This is a genomic window from Methylophilus sp. 'Pure River', from assembly GCF_046765995.1.
GTDB lineage: Bacteria > Pseudomonadota > Gammaproteobacteria > Burkholderiales > Methylophilaceae > Methylophilus.
Genome location: NZ_JBKOUE010000005.1, coordinates 251,733 through 265,423 on the forward strand (window position 1 = coordinate 251,733; position 13,691 = coordinate 265,423).

General features: G+C 46.8%; 14 protein-coding genes and 1 tRNA gene. 9 read left to right on the top strand and 6 right to left on the bottom strand.

Annotated elements, in window-relative coordinates:
* Window positions 1-64: 64 nt before the first annotated feature.
* The 6 genes from ACIDE9_RS08030 (at window position 65) to ACIDE9_RS08055 (ending at window position 5,777) form a co-directional block, all read left to right on the top strand.
* Window positions 65-523 (top strand): Spy/CpxP family protein refolding chaperone, encoded by a 459-nt coding sequence (locus ACIDE9_RS08030; protein ID WP_194741021.1) that lies wholly within the window; start codon window positions 65-67, stop codon window positions 521-523.
* Between the two features lie 99 nt (window positions 524-622).
* The gene (locus tag ACIDE9_RS08035) at window positions 623-1,390 is read left to right on the top strand and encodes a response regulator (protein WP_194741020.1); all 768 of its coding nucleotides are present in this window, start codon (window positions 623-625) and stop codon (window positions 1,388-1,390) included.
* 32 nt (window positions 1,391-1,422) lie between these two features.
* Window positions 1,423-2,799 (top strand): ATP-binding protein, encoded by a 1,377-nt coding sequence (locus ACIDE9_RS08040; protein WP_411994014.1) that lies wholly within the window; start codon window positions 1,423-1,425, stop codon window positions 2,797-2,799.
* Between the two features lie 159 nt (window positions 2,800-2,958).
* Window positions 2,959-3,049: transfer RNA gene (locus ACIDE9_RS08045), tRNA-Ser, on the top strand.
* 102 nt (window positions 3,050-3,151) lie between these two features.
* Window positions 3,152-4,711, top strand: coding sequence for a DUF6538 domain-containing protein (locus tag ACIDE9_RS08050; RefSeq protein ID WP_411994015.1), 1,560 nt, complete (start codon window positions 3,152-3,154; stop codon window positions 4,709-4,711).
* Window positions 4,712-5,144: 433 nt separating this feature from the next.
* Entirely contained in the window at window positions 5,145-5,777 is a 633-nt protein-coding gene (locus tag ACIDE9_RS08055; RefSeq protein WP_411994016.1) for a recombinase family protein, read from the top strand.
* 81 nt (window positions 5,778-5,858) lie between these two features.
* Here the strand turns inward: ACIDE9_RS08055 and ACIDE9_RS08060 are convergent, their stop codons facing one another.
* A complete protein-coding gene (locus tag ACIDE9_RS08060) occupies window positions 5,859-6,179 on the bottom strand; it encodes a helix-turn-helix domain-containing protein (RefSeq protein WP_411994017.1) in 321 nt (106 codons plus the stop codon).
* A 104-nt stretch (window positions 6,180-6,283) separates the two neighbouring features.
* Here ACIDE9_RS08060 and ACIDE9_RS08065 point away from each other — a divergent pair, with 104 nt between their 5' ends.
* Complete coding sequence (locus ACIDE9_RS08065) at window positions 6,284-7,027, top strand: hypothetical protein (RefSeq protein ID WP_411994018.1); 744 nt, start codon at window positions 6,284-6,286, stop codon at window positions 7,025-7,027.
* 3 nt (window positions 7,028-7,030) lie between these two features.
* Here ACIDE9_RS08065 and ACIDE9_RS08070 read toward each other — a convergent pair whose 3' ends face one another.
* Window positions 7,031-8,323: a Y-family DNA polymerase gene (locus ACIDE9_RS08070; protein ID WP_411994019.1), complete on the bottom strand. Its 1,293-nt coding sequence runs from the start codon at window positions 8,321-8,323 to the stop codon at window positions 7,031-7,033.
* Window positions 8,301-9,014 (bottom strand): LexA family protein, encoded by a 714-nt coding sequence (locus ACIDE9_RS08075; protein ID WP_411994020.1) that lies wholly within the window; start codon window positions 9,012-9,014, stop codon window positions 8,301-8,303. Before ACIDE9_RS08075 ends, ACIDE9_RS08070 begins: the two co-directional genes overlap by 23 nt.
* 612 nt (window positions 9,015-9,626) lie before the next feature.
* On the opposite strand from ACIDE9_RS08075, the gene ACIDE9_RS08080 reads away from it, so the two are divergent.
* The gene (locus ACIDE9_RS08080; RefSeq protein ID WP_411994021.1) at window positions 9,627-10,826 is read left to right on the top strand and encodes a reverse transcriptase domain-containing protein; all 1,200 of its coding nucleotides are present in this window, start codon (window positions 9,627-9,629) and stop codon (window positions 10,824-10,826) included.
* A gap of 223 nt (window positions 10,827-11,049) precedes the next feature.
* Here ACIDE9_RS08080 and ACIDE9_RS08085 read toward each other — a convergent pair whose 3' ends face one another.
* A complete protein-coding gene (locus tag ACIDE9_RS08085) occupies window positions 11,050-11,304 on the bottom strand; it encodes a hypothetical protein (RefSeq protein WP_411994022.1) in 255 nt (84 codons plus the stop codon).
* 199 nt (window positions 11,305-11,503) lie between these two features.
* On the opposite strand from ACIDE9_RS08085, the gene ACIDE9_RS08090 reads away from it, so the two are divergent.
* Complete coding sequence (locus ACIDE9_RS08090; protein ID WP_411994023.1) at window positions 11,504-11,860, top strand: hypothetical protein; 357 nt, start codon at window positions 11,504-11,506, stop codon at window positions 11,858-11,860.
* 366 nt (window positions 11,861-12,226) lie between these two features.
* On the opposite strand, the gene ACIDE9_RS08095 is transcribed toward ACIDE9_RS08090, so the two are convergent.
* Both ACIDE9_RS08095 and galU read right to left on the bottom strand, forming a co-directional pair.
* On the bottom strand, window positions 12,227-12,778 hold the full coding sequence (locus tag ACIDE9_RS08095; protein WP_411994024.1) for a hypoxanthine-guanine phosphoribosyltransferase: 552 nt from the start codon (window positions 12,776-12,778) through the stop codon (window positions 12,227-12,229).
* A 6-nt stretch (window positions 12,779-12,784) separates the two neighbouring features.
* On the bottom strand, window positions 12,785-13,654 hold the full coding sequence (galU, locus tag ACIDE9_RS08100) for a UTP--glucose-1-phosphate uridylyltransferase GalU (protein ID WP_194741016.1): 870 nt from the start codon (window positions 13,652-13,654) through the stop codon (window positions 12,785-12,787).
* Window positions 13,655-13,691: the final 37 nt, after the last annotated feature.

Genomic DNA, 13,691 nt, shown 5'->3' on the forward strand with positions numbered 1-13,691 from the left:
CCGATACATTCGGGTGTTTTAATGTCAACATTGCAATTTCGCAATGATGATTAAAGGATACATCATGAAACTGAATAAACTGGCATTCGCAGGGCTTCTGGTTTTGGTGTGCGGCACCGCCTTTGCCGAACCCGGCCATGGTTGCGACAAGGGTAAATTTGACAAAGCCAACTGGCAGGAACACCGCCTGGAGCATTTTGAAAAACATCAGGAAAGATTGCACACTATTTTGCAACTGACCAGTGCCCAGGAAAACGCCTGGAAAAACTACCAGGCACAAATCAAGCCACAAGACAAAGCTGAGCATCCGGATGTGGCTGAGTTAAACAAACTCAATACGCTGCAACGCCTGGATAAAATGGAAGCCTGGGACAAAGAACGTGATACGCGCCAGGCTGAACGTGCAAAAGCAGTACGTGCGTTTTATGCGCAATTGAACGATGCGCAGAAGAAAGCCTTTGATGAAAATGCGTTTCCGCAACATGACGGACCACACCATGGTGGCCCCCGCCATGAAAAATAGTACCGTGCGTAAAACCATCCTGGTTTAATGCTGGAAACCGGCCACAATGGCCGGTTTTTGTGCTCAAATATTCACTCTTGTAAGCCCGAGACTTTGTTTATGACTGACGGCCATCCCGACACACATGTACTGGTAGTAGATGACGATGATGCGATTCGTGATCTGCTGTGTGATTTTCTGCAAGATAATCAGCTCATCACCCATCAGGCGGCCAATCACGCCCAAATGTGGCAAGCGTTAGAGCGACAACTGCCAGACGTGATTATCCTCGATATCAACATGCCGCAACGTAGCGGCATTGAACTGTGCCGTGAACTGCGTGAGTCACCCAAGTACCGCTTGCTACCGATTATCATGCTGACAGCGCGTACCAGCTCGCTGGATACCATTATGGGCCTGGAAACCGGTGCCGACGATTATGTGGCGAAACCGTTTGAACCACTGGAGCTGTTATCGCGTATCCGCAGTGTGATTCGTCGCGCGCGTATGCATGCAGAAAATCCTGGCAAAGCCCATCATGAAGAGTCTGCAGATAGCGGCATTTTGCGTTTTATTGAGTTTAATGAATGGAAGCTGGATATCCATAACCGCACCTTGATTGACCAAAGCAATACCAGCATTCCACTGTCTAATGCCGAGTTCAAATTCCTGCGGTTCATGCTGCTGCACGCTAACCGCACCCTGAGCCGCGATCAATTGATGGAAGAAATGCACGGCCGCGAAGCCGGCCCGTTTGATAGATCAATAGACTTACAAATCAGTAGATTAAGACAGAAACTTGAAGTGGATACTAAAAGTCCGTCCATGATCAAAACGCTACGTAATGAAGGCTATCTGCTCACCGCAGATGTCCGTTATCTTAAATAAAAGCGCACCTGACCATAAAGAGCACTACAGTGATGATAAAAAAATTGTTGGGCACCATGTCGGTCCGTATCTTCCTGATCACCGTCATTGGTATTCTGATCACCGCCATGGTAGTGAACATGCTGGGGCAACGCGACTCGCGCGAGAATGAAACACGCCTGCGCGACCAGTTCGCATTCGACCGCATTGAAAGCATGATCCGCATCCTGGAAGCGACCGTGCCCGAAAAACGCTCCGAGATACAAGACGTGTTTAAACGCATGGGCAGCCATGTCACACTGGGCGTAGAACCGCCGCAAAATGCGCCGCTGTTGCCAGCAGAATTAGCCAACCTCAACAACCTGCTGGTGCCTGAAGTGGCAGACTTTATCAGCCTGTCCAAGGCCAGCCATTGTGCACCGCGCCGTCCTCCACCACCGCCCGGATTTGGCGCACCGCCACCACATCCACATGGCCAATGCCTGGCGGTTTACACCCACCTTGAAGACAACACCCCGATTTTGATCGAACTGCACTACGGCGGTCATCGCCCTCCGGCCGGGCCACCGCATGAACGCAATCCGCTCACCATTGTGCTAGCATTCTTTGGCTTGATAAGCATTATCTGGGCCGTGGCTTCTGTCGCCACCCAGCCATTGCGCAAACTGGCAAACGCCGCCTTGCAACTGGCACACAATATCGAGCACGCGCCTTTAGCGGAAAATGAAGGTTCCACCGAAGTGCGCCATGCGGCTAAAGCCTTTAACGAAATGCAGCGCAGCATCCTCAAGCATATTCAGGAGCGCGGCTTTATTCTGGGCGCGATCGCACACGACCTGCAAACCCCGCTCACACGCTTGCGTTTGCGCCTGGAAAAGGTCAAAGACCAGGAGCTCAAACAAGGCTTAATCAAAGACCTCACCGCCACCCAGGAAATGGTACGCGAAGGCCTGGATTTTGCCCGCCTGTGCGGGGAAAACATCCATAAAAGCAAGGTAGACCTGACCGCACTGGCCACCGCAGTCTGTGATGACTTTGAAGATGCAGGCCACGCCATTGCCAGCAGCCTGCCCGCACAATCCATTACCATTCTCGGCTCGGCACACCTGCTTACACGTTGCCTGACCAACTTGCTGAACAATGCGACCACCTATGCGAAAACCCCTGCCCTGTCACTACACACCGAGGGCAACCAGGTGATATTCGTGATCTCCGATGACGGCCCCGGTATCCCGGCACAAGAACTGAATAACGTCCTGGAACCCTTCCGCAGGCTAGAGGACTCCCGCTCGCGGCAAACGGGCGGTACTGGCCTGGGCCTTGCTATTGCGCGCATGATTGTTGAAAAGCATGGTGGCAAACTGTCTATCAGCAATAAACCACTGCCTGCCTCCGGCCTAGTGATACGGATCACATTGCCGCTGCAATAATCGGGTTTGCAGCAGCGGACAACCTGGCAATCATGATGATTGAACTGCACAGGCGCCAAGGTGTAGACTAGTGCCCTTGCTTAAGGCATAAGCTATTAGTGCTTGGCAAAAAATCCGCACCGCCTAATTGCCTATCTTGTAAGCCATTGATTTAAAAACGGAGAAGTGGCAGAGCTGGTTGAATGTACCTGACTCGAAATCAGGCATACGCGTAAGCGTATCGAGGGTTCGAATCCCTCCTTCTCCGCCAACTAGTCTCTGAGCCTTATAGAATAAGGACTCCTAGCTAAATCAATGACTTAAAGAGTAATTTACCGCAGTGTGTGTTACACCGAACATATGAAAGAACACTATGTGCACACATCTTGCTAAACGCGGCTCTGTCTACTACTACAGACGAAAAACTCCTGTCGAACTTGTCCACCTCTTCGGCAAAGAGGTCATGAAATCCTTGGGTACAAAAGACCGCAAATTAGCGGAAACTTTAGTGCGTCAGTTTGCGACAGAATATGACATGCTTTTTGCGGCGGCTTCCGCAAACCTTGTACTAGAGCCTGAGCCAACCTCACAGGCAGATACACAGGCCACGCCTAAGGCAAAAGAATCCATTGGTAAAGGGCTTACCATTGATGACTCAGCGATTTACGCTTATCGCTTCCTTAAGCGCTTGAGAGAGCATAGAGAACAGGCTGCTCAAAGTGGGAATTATCAAGACTTCCAGCAGCGCTTAGATAACACGCTTGCCGATGCAAAGGAGTACTTAGTTACAGGTGTTCATCCGTTTGAGGACAACCCTGCGCCTATGTGGAAGCTGGAAGCTCAGATAAAGGCCATAAAGGCTCTTCGCAAGAACAAAGACCTACCATACATCGAAACGTATAAAAGCCCCGCCAGCGCCGCCGCAATGCCTCCTGAGCAGATAGGAGAAAGTCTGTCTCAACTCGTCGATAAATGGGCAGCAGAGCGCACGCCTAGACTCAAGACAGTTTCAAAAATGAGAACTGTCGCAGCTAGACTGGAGAAAGTTACAGGCGCTAAACCTATAGAGCAAATCTCTAAGCGGGACGTGGTAGCTTTCAAGGATGAGCTACTAGCATCAGGTAGCTCAGCAGCTAATACTAATCAGTACCTAACTGAACTGAATGTTCTACTCAACTTTGCTAAACAGCAAGCTATCATCGAGACCAACCCTGCTCAGGGTGTGCGCGTTAAGGTTAATGAGTCTGCGAAGGATAAGCGCCTTCCTTTTGACCTTCCGGCACTTACAGCTATATTCAACTCCCCTATCTATACTCGAGGAGAGAGACCTATTGGCGGTAAGGGCGAAGCCTCTTACTGGTTACCACTTCTTGCGTTATACACTGGAGCAAGGATTGAGGAGCTTTGTCAGCTTCAAGCCGAAGATATAAAACAAGAGCGCTATCAGGATGACAATGACGAAACCCGCGAAGTCTGGGTCATTAGCATTTCTGACGAAGGCGAAGACCAGAAGCTCAAGAACTTAGGTAGCAGAAGAAGAATCCCTGTTCACAACGTATTAATCGACCTCGGTTTCATCAAATATGTACAAGCACTAAACTCCAGCAGACTTTTTCCGCAGCTGACACCAGCGAAGAACTACGGAACATACAGCGCTAACTGGTCAAAATGGTTCGGTAACTACTTACGTAAGGTCATTGGCATTACTGACACACGCATGGTATTTCACAGCTTTAGACATTGCTTCAAAGACTACGCTAGAGCTGCCAGTATATCGACAGAGGTGCACAATGCGCTTACAGGCCATAGTAGTGGTGATGTAGCTGAACATTACGGCTCTAAGCACTATCCACTCCAGCCGCTTGTCCTAGCCATGGATAAATATAAAGTATCTGGTTTAGAGCTTACTCACGTCACTAAAGCCCAATACTAATTAGCAAAAAAAGTTTTGTCCTTGTATAGGAATACGCAATCGCAACATTTGCATATATCTAGCTGAGTACTAGCGCAGCAACTGCTAGCATTGCCCGTAGTGATAGAACCATTAAAGTCATGCAGTAAAATAAGTAGTAATGATTGAACAAAACATACTTGCTCACTCGAGACCAAGAAAAGTACTAGAAGTACGTAAATACACCTCGAGCATGAGCAAGTACTAGTATCCCCCGCACTCCCCTGCTCTCCAGTCCTACTGACTACAGCAATCCTCCTGAGTACAAGTGTAACGATAGAGTGTACTTATACGTGACACAAGTTACTCTCTATGTACTATCTTAAAAGTGTGTCAATAGACTCTAAATAGCAATTTATTGACAAGTGTTTCACATACTCTTAGACTATATTTAACACTTTCGCTAGGAGTCATTATGAGTAAAGCTACACAAGCCTCTGGTCATATCATCGGTTATGCAAGAGTCAGTACAGTAGACCAAGATACAGCTAGACAACTCGAAGCATTAAATCAACTAGGAGTAGATAGGTTGTTCGAGGATAGAGCAAGTGGTAAGGACGTTAATAGGCCCAAGCTAGATGAAGCAATGCAATATGCTCGTTCTGGAGACACTCTGGTAGTACATAGCTTAGACCGTCTTGCTCGTAACCTAGTAGACCTATTAAGGATTGTGGATGACCTAACTGCTAGAGGTGTGACTGTGAAGTTTCTCAAAGAGAACTTAGCTTTCACTAACTCTGAGAGCGACCATCTCTCTAAACTGATGTTACAGATGCTTGGTGCGTTTGCTCAGTTCGAGCGCAGTCTTATCAGGGAACGTCAGCGAGAAGGTATAGCTATCGCCAAGAAAGCTGGAGCCTTCAAAGGTAGGAAACAAGCTCTTACCGAAGAGCAAATCAAAAACCTGATTGCTCTCGATACTGCTCAACACGGCAAGAATCGCAGCGCACTTGCTGCACAATTTGGTATTAGTCGAAACAGTTTATATCGCTATCTTGATAAGTCAGAAACTGCCTCTCAACAGCAAATTATAAACGCTCACAATTAAACAGCATCGCGCTATGAGGCATTAACACTTTCGGCTGAAGCAATGCCCTTAGATTTGCAAGAAAATGCGTTTAAGAGGGGTTTATGTAGTTCGATTTTTTAGCTCTATTACAAGCTGACCAATAGCTTCTAATCTATTCTCAGCGGGTACTTCATTAATCAACAATACTAGTTCTTTAATGTCGTTTTCGCAGATGAACCAAATAGCTGGCTTACCTAGAACACTAGCTATCTTGTCGAGCATTGATAAAGGTGGACTGTGTTTACCGTTTTCGTATTGGTTTATGCGCACCTTTGCAGTAGCTTCATCTATGCCAGCCAGAACACCCAAAGCCTCTTGAGAAAGCTCAGCTTCCTCTCTTGCTTCACGCATCCGTATAGCTACAAGACTTTCTAACCGCATACTAGCTCTTTAAATTAAGAACTAGTTTTTACCTTTTTTCGCTTGCGCTGGAGTTAAGTTAAACTTAACCTTGTGTTTTACACTCTGACTTAACTTCACGCCACATGTATCAAGTATCAACAAAAAAACTATCGCTCTCAATAACAGCACTTTTATTCTCAAGCATTATTAATGCTGGCACCGATGCAAACCATAACTCCGAACAAGGAGAAACTTTAACCAATAGAATGACACAGCGTCCTATTGATAACTTTAACCCGAACATATCAAAGCTTCCTGTAGTACCTTCGGCAAGCAGTACAGGTAGTAAAGGCGAATATAAAGCTCTTACTCCATTACAACGAGAGGCAGACGCGGCAGGAGGTGCAATGCCTTTGCACTACAATGGCCCTACTTCCCGCAACAAAAGCGAATACGTTGAGACACAAGCCGACGTAGATGCCCGTAACGCGGCTCGTGCAGCTATCGAGAAAGACCTAAAGGCTACACCTGTCAAGGATGCCTTCAAAGAGTCCTTTGACGGCTATGCTCACAGTAATAGCGACGGCATCAAACAACTTCAATCCCAAGAGGATACAGACCCTAGCTATGATATAGGTCAGTATAGACAGCAGTTTCGTAGTGTTTATGATGAAGAAGACTGGGGTTTGCTAGAGCGCACCACTAACAAATATCAGTACGATGCGTTAGTTAAGAGTCTTAATGAAAAAGCTAGATTAAAATCAGTCGCAGAGAAAAGTCCGCTGGGTCACATTCTCGGCAGGATATTTGACCCTTTATTGATTATCCCTGGATTATTAGTAGTCTGGCTTTTTCGTCGCAACAAGACCGCAACCTCACAACCTTAAGAATTATTTAGCAGGAGCAAGCTCTCGCCAGTCACCAGTGTAGTTCGGGCTTTTAAGCTCCCGCTTCATAGCCCATTGCTTATGCACTCCCTCGGCAGCTAACCTAATAGCCCCCTTAGAGTACTTTTGATTAATTGCGTCCATAGTGCTCATTAGTAAGCCAGCCTTACCATCGCCAAGAGTAAACCCAAAAAGGTCAACTTGCTGGCTAGTAGCTGGTACTAAATCCATCAGCATTACGCCCGCCTTTTGGTAGTATATGTCCCTTTTATAAATACGTTTAAGCGCCCACAGTGCTGCTTTAGTTATCTGCATAGAGTTATCAGTAGATGCAGGCAGTGGCACTACTAAGCTAGCGCTGTAGTATTCTGCTTTATCAAATGGGCTGTTCTGGATAAATACGTACAACGCATTAGCAAAAAGCTTTTGCTTACGTAATCTAGCGCCTGCATTGCTAGCATGGAAACTTACAGCCTCTTGAAGCTCAACTAACGTGCTGACTCTTGAGCCAAACGAGCGTGAACTCATCACCTGCTTAGACTCGGGTAGTGTTTCCTCTAACTCTAGCCACGACTCACCATTAAGCTCTCTGACAGTTCTCTCCAGTAGCACACCGAACTCATCACGTATGCGCTTAGGGTTAGCGCGCTTTAGCCTAAGGACATCATGCACACCTAGTTTGTTAAGCTTAGCCTCGAGCTTATTGCCGATACCCCACACTTTGGACACAGGCAAGGTCTGCATTAGATTATCTAGCTCTGAATTGGTCATACTGGTGAAGTCACATACACCACGCATTTGCTCTTGTTTCTTAGCGCAATGATTAGCGAGCTTAGCTAGGGTTTTAGTTGTTCCAAAGCCCACACAAATAGGTAGCCCTGTCCATTGCATAACCGTGTCTTTAATTTCCTGTCCGTACTCAATCCAGTTACGCTTCATCCCCGTTAGCTCGAGAAAGGACTCGTCTATCGAGTACACCTCCTGCCTTGGAGCAAACTGCCTGAGGGTAGTCATAAAGCGATTGCTCATATTGGCGTATAGCTCGTAGTTTGACGAGAATGCGACTATACCCAGCTTCTTAGCCTGCTCCTCTATCTCGAACCAAGGCCTACACATCCAAAGCTCTATAAGCTCCTTAGCCTCTTTGCTCTGAGCTACCACGCAACCATCATTATTAGAGAGGACTACAACAGGCTTGCTTTTAAGGTCAGGCCTAAAGACTTTCTCGCATGATGCGTAAAATGAGTTCGCGTCACAGAGCGCGTACAAGCGTTTATTTGGGCTGATGAATGACATAGGTCACCACACCGAAGATTGTAAGCTCCTGCCCCTCAGAAAACGCAATTGGAGCATGGTCTGGATGCTCAGAAAGTAGCTTAACTGTATCCCCGCGCTTATACAGCCTCTTCACCATCCACTCACCATCGACAGCAGCAATCACTATGCTAGAGGACTTCGGTTTAAGTGCTCTGTCTACAATCACAGTGTCACCCTCGAAAATACCTGCTCCCTCCATGGAGTTACCTTTTACCTCAAAGAAGAACGTAGCTGGAGGATTGCTAATGTATCGCTCATTAAGGTCTAAAAACTTCTGCTCATAGTCTTGAGCTGGCGAGGGAAACCTAGACTGCCCCGCTTGCACAGTTCCACTATAAATTGGACGTAGTAGCTTAAGAGGGCTTAATGAAGCTGGTAGGACATTAGTAGCAGAATTTAAGCTTTGTGCTAAACGGATAGCTTTATATGTCTCGAGAGCGTTAGCAATATCTATAGCTACACTATTAGGTATTCGCATAGCTGTAGTTTTTTCCCCGTAGGGACTCATTGACTTCTTAGGGCCGGAGTTAGGTCTTTTTCCACCACGTGACATGATTGCATTTGAATAGTGTACACAGTTCAATAGTAACACATTAAACTTAAACCTTGCATTAAGTACACTCTGCCAAAAAAACACCACACCACTATATATTGTGTTACAAACAAACATGATGTACACTTATTGTGTTCGTATGCCCAATGCACACCTTCGTGTGTTGCGCTTCACTTACCAACGCGGCTTCATGGCTTCACGGCAAACAATCGCCATGTCGTCATACGCAGTGACCTTGAATTAGCAGCATCGATAGATGACGAGCTATTCGCGGTTAATGTAAGGCTAGCAAGCGAGTCTTCTACTCCCAGACATGATGGGAAGGCTCGTTCCAAACGTGAAGCTCAGCGCGATTGCGGGGGCCATGGTATGCGAGCAGCGGCTACAAAGAGCGTCTTGGGGCTCTTCATGGCAGCTCTCATGGTTACAACAGTGCTTAATTGCACGCTAACAGGGGAGAATGTTATGATAATGGGAATCATTCGCATCTGGTCGGCGCGGGAATTTGTGGAGACAGCAGCTCCAGAGGGCGATGCCCAATGCACACCTTCGTGTGTTGCGCTTCACTTACCAACGCGGCATAATGGCTTCACGGCAAACAATCGCCATGTCGTCATACGCAGTGACCTTGAATTAGCAGCATCGATAGATGACGAGCTATTCGCGGTTAATGTAAGGCCTTACTAGGGCGCATGTCTGGGGGAAATCATCGCATGCGCAACCTGCTAAATGAGTAATGCACTGCACTCTATAGCTTCATATGAAGCACTCCATACAGCTTGGAAACGCCTATTCAACGAGGCCAGACCTAAGTCAAGAGATACATACGGCATAGATAAAGTTAGCCTTAACGACTTCAAAGTCAATGAAGTCGCAAATCTCAAGCAAATCTCCAATGAGTTAAGACACGGAAAGTATACTTTCTTAGGTCTTAAACCCTACTTCATTCCAAAGCCTGGAGGTAAATTAAGACTTATATGCGTACCCTGCACTAGAGACCGTATCGTACAAGGGGCACTACTTAACTTTCTCTCTGAGCGCTACACCAGCAGGTTTAGTAATGCTGTTAGCTACGGATTCCTTAAGGACCGTGGCGTCAAGAAAGCGCTTTTAATCGCTCAGAGCAAAAGGACAGCTAAACCATGGGTCTTGAAAACTGACATTAAATCATTCTTCGATAATATAGACCGCGTAGACTTGAAGCTTAAATTAAAGAAAGTGGTAAGAGAGACTTCATTACACCCTCTTTTAAACAGCATCGTCGACGCGGAAATTGTGACATTCACTAGAACAGAAAGAAAAAAAGTGGCGTCACTAGAGATTAAACAAGGTAGAGGTGTGCGGCAAGGCATGCCGTTATCACCGTTCTTTTCAAATGTAGTACTAGAGAACTTTGACAAAGCCACTACTAAAGCTGGATATTCAGCGTTGCGATACGCAGATGATTTAATTTTCTTTGGACCTAATAATGACTTTTGTAAAGAAATCGAACGCTTTTGCATAAGGGAACTAAGTAGAATAGATTTAGCGATTCCCCCTTCCGGCATTCATGGCTCAAAGACTGTAATCTACGACCCAACCCAAGATGCAGACTTTCTAGGCCTAACGATAAGCCCTAGTGGAAAAGGTTATATAGTAAAGGTCTCTGACCAGCAAATCGCAAAGATTGTAGAAACATTCAATGATTTGAGCAAAGTTAGCGAACTTGTGGCTCGAAAATTGTCATTGGGCAACTTGGGAAACTATCTGAGGGCTAGGAAAGCAGGTTTTATCAATGCTTATGATGCCTGTACGAATCTAGCATCATTAGAAAGTCAACTTGATGACGTTGAACAACGGGTGCTAAGGATATTGTACGTTAAAGAATTAGGTATCAATCTAAGCGAGATTAGTGCAGAAGCATATGGCTTCCTAGGACTAAGAACCTGATATACATACAGGTAAAATGAGCTACAATTTAACGGTAAACTATTACACCTGACTCCAACAGGTGTAACACCGCATGGCGCTTATGTCATTGATTTTATTGGAGTGGTTAAGAATCCCTCCTTCTCCGCCAGAAACTATCTTGCATTGATCGCGCTCAACCGTAAGCCGCGTAAATATGTCGCGGCACCACCAATGCGCTCAGCAGTGCCAATTCATCAGTGATTTAGTGCGTTTCAAGCTTCATGTATACGTCTTCGTCTAACACCATATCCAAGACTTTTTCTGTGAACTCATCTGAACATTCGCTTGACCATTCAGCATTCTCACTGAACTCTTTGGTCATCATCGGCAAAAAGCTCATGTGCATGTATTGCCCATCATCCATTTTGAGTGCCTGCACTTGGTCGGGATGCTCAACTAATTCCCAGGTGTCTGGGATGTCTAATTCCACTTGAATGGTGACTAATAGTTTTTTCATATATGCCTTGTATTAAGTTGCTTGTTAAGGTTGTGGACTATAGGTGTTCTTTAGGTGAACCACAAGCAAACTTTCACTATCCATCCGTACAAAATTCTATTGGGGTATCAGCGAAGTTAAACTGAGACGGTGTGTGCCTCAGAGATAATAAGATAAGCCATGCTAGTATGACTAGCATTCAAGAGAAGTAGGAAGCGACATGAGAGTTAAAGGATTAAACAGTCGATACAACCAGGGCAGCGTCAAAGCAAGGATGTTTGCCGTGCTGTTTATAGTTGCACTCATTGTTGCTGGGTATTTTCTCCGAGAGAGCAATAAGACCCGGCAGGCAACCGTGGTTGACTCCGTTGATGCGGGGCATGTGGTGAGTATCGCTTTCATATCCACTACTTTTGGGGCAGATCACACCAAAGTTGAAACGGACAAAGGGACGTATATCGCTCATGGCAAACTTCAAGCAGAACAAGGAGCGGCGTTAAGGCTTGAGAAGCGATTGAATAAGCAGAAGTTTCTTTGTGAAACCTCAAGCAACGAATGTTGGAGGTTGGTCCTTTAAGCACAGATATTTAGGGCAGTAAATCCAACTCAGGAACAACTCCTATATCCATCGCTAATGATTCCTCGCATCCTAACTATTCGTGTTTGATGACACCTAAAATAGCTTGAAGGAGACAACTCGTTTGAGCTCGATAATCAGCGCTTCCCCGATCCGGTTAAGACGTACCGTCTCCGGTTTAAGGCACCTTTTGATGAGGTGCCTTTTTCTTTTCCGGTTGGCTTTAGTTTTAACAACCAGTTATAAACATGGAGGTCATTGCCAGCAAGGAAGTCACCTTGTATAACGAACCTAGGCTGTTGAGAGCTGAGTGGCGAATACGGTTCTGTGCTGCGTGCATGAACCATGTGCATAGATGGGCGAAAACTAGGCTTGCAAGGCGCGAATTTCTGGCAGATTTCGCCACCAGCCATACACATCCATGCCGCAACCAAACACATAGCGATTAGGCACGGTTAATCCCACGACATCGGCCAGCAACGGTTTTTGCAAGCCATTGTCTTTTTCGGTGAGCACAGCGGTCAGTACCTGTTCGGCACCTGCTTCACGGCAGTGTGCAACGACTGCTGCCAGCGTCACACCTTCATCCAGAATATCATCGAGTACAACAACGGTTTGCCCGGCCAGATCCAGTTCCGGGCGTTTACTCCAGACAATCTCTTGCCCGGTGGTGCCGTGATAACGGTTGGCCTGCAGGTAGTCCAACCGGGCAGGCAAGGCCAAGCGGCTCATTAACTGCCCAGCCAGGTATAAACCACCACGCATCACACACAACAGCACCACAGGCTGGCCGCCGGATAAGCGCTCGCGCAATTGTGCCGCCATGCGGTCTATCGCGAGGCCGACCTCTTCCGCAGTAAACACCACGTCCGAGTGTGCCAGCCAAAAGTCTGGCGATTGCTGTTGTGCTGCCTGCATGGTTGTTTAGATGGACAATGTTTTCAGGTAGCTTTTGAAGCTATCAGCAATTTCAGGATGCTTCAATCCCAGCTCCACGTTGGCCTGCATAAAGCCCAGTTTGCTACCGCAGTCATAACGCTTGCCTTTGTAGCGATAAGCCATGACTTTTTCGAATTCCATCAAAGCAGAAATACCATCGGTCAGCTGAATTTCACCACCCTTGCCTGGCTTCACATGCTCCAGGCAATCAAAAATACGTGGGCTCAACACATAACGGCCGACTACTGCCAGGTTAGAAGGCGCTTCTTCTGGCTTTGGTTTTTCTACCATGCCTTTCACTTCAAGCAAGTCGTCAGTTTTAGCCACGGCATCCACCACGCCATAGCTGCTGGTTTCTTCCGGCGCCACGGTTTCAATGCCCAAAATAGAACATTGCTGCTCGGTATACATATCCACCATTTGCTTGGTGATAGAGACATCACCCACCAGTAAATCATCAGCCAGCAATACCGCAAATGGTTCGTTACCCACCACCGGCTTGGCACACAACACCGCATGACCCAGGCCCAACGCTTGTGATTGACGGATAAATACGCAGCTCACGCCTTTTGGCAGGATGCTGTGCACGATATCCAGCAGTTTTTGCTTGCCTGCGGCCTCCAGCTCGGCTTCCAGTTCGTAGGCTTTGTCAAAATGGTCGGCAATCGAACGCTTGTTGCGGCCAGTGATAAAAATCAGCTCGGTGGCACCAGCTGCAATCGCCTCTTCTGCGGCATATTGAATCAACGGCTTATCCACCACCGGCAGCATTTCCTTGGGGCTGGCTTTGGTCGCCGGCAAGAAACGGGTACCTAGCCCCGCTACCGGGAACACTGCTTTTGTAATTTTCTTCATGGTCGTATCCTAAAATAAAATAGTTATAAACATCATT

Coding starts and splice junctions, on each gene's coding strand:
- ACIDE9_RS08075 (WP_411994020.1), bottom strand. CDS start 9,014: ATGTTTGTTTGTAACACAATATATAGTGGTGTGGTGTTTTTTTGGCAG.
- ACIDE9_RS08050 (WP_411994015.1), top strand. CDS start 3,152: ATGTGCACACATCTTGCTAAACGCGGCTCTGTCTACTACTACAGACGA.
- ACIDE9_RS08030 (WP_194741021.1), top strand. CDS start 65: ATGAAACTGAATAAACTGGCATTCGCAGGGCTTCTGGTTTTGGTGTGC.
- galU (WP_194741016.1), bottom strand. CDS start 13,654: ATGAAGAAAATTACAAAAGCAGTGTTCCCGGTAGCGGGGCTAGGTACC.
- ACIDE9_RS08080 (WP_411994021.1), top strand. CDS start 9,627: ATGAGTAATGCACTGCACTCTATAGCTTCATATGAAGCACTCCATACA.
- ACIDE9_RS08090 (WP_411994023.1), top strand. CDS start 11,504: ATGAGAGTTAAAGGATTAAACAGTCGATACAACCAGGGCAGCGTCAAA.
- ACIDE9_RS08095 (WP_411994024.1), bottom strand. CDS start 12,778: ATGCAGGCAGCACAACAGCAATCGCCAGACTTTTGGCTGGCACACTCG.
- ACIDE9_RS08065 (WP_411994018.1), top strand. CDS start 6,284: ATGTATCAAGTATCAACAAAAAAACTATCGCTCTCAATAACAGCACTT.
- ACIDE9_RS08070 (WP_411994019.1), bottom strand. CDS start 8,323: ATGTCATTCATCAGCCCAAATAAACGCTTGTACGCGCTCTGTGACGCG.
- ACIDE9_RS08060 (WP_411994017.1), bottom strand. CDS start 6,179: ATGCGGTTAGAAAGTCTTGTAGCTATACGGATGCGTGAAGCAAGAGAG.
- ACIDE9_RS08035 (WP_194741020.1), top strand. CDS start 623: ATGACTGACGGCCATCCCGACACACATGTACTGGTAGTAGATGACGAT.
- ACIDE9_RS08055 (WP_411994016.1), top strand. CDS start 5,145: ATGAGTAAAGCTACACAAGCCTCTGGTCATATCATCGGTTATGCAAGA.
- ACIDE9_RS08085 (WP_411994022.1), bottom strand. CDS start 11,304: ATGAAAAAACTATTAGTCACCATTCAAGTGGAATTAGACATCCCAGAC.
- ACIDE9_RS08040 (WP_411994014.1), top strand. CDS start 1,423: ATGATAAAAAAATTGTTGGGCACCATGTCGGTCCGTATCTTCCTGATC.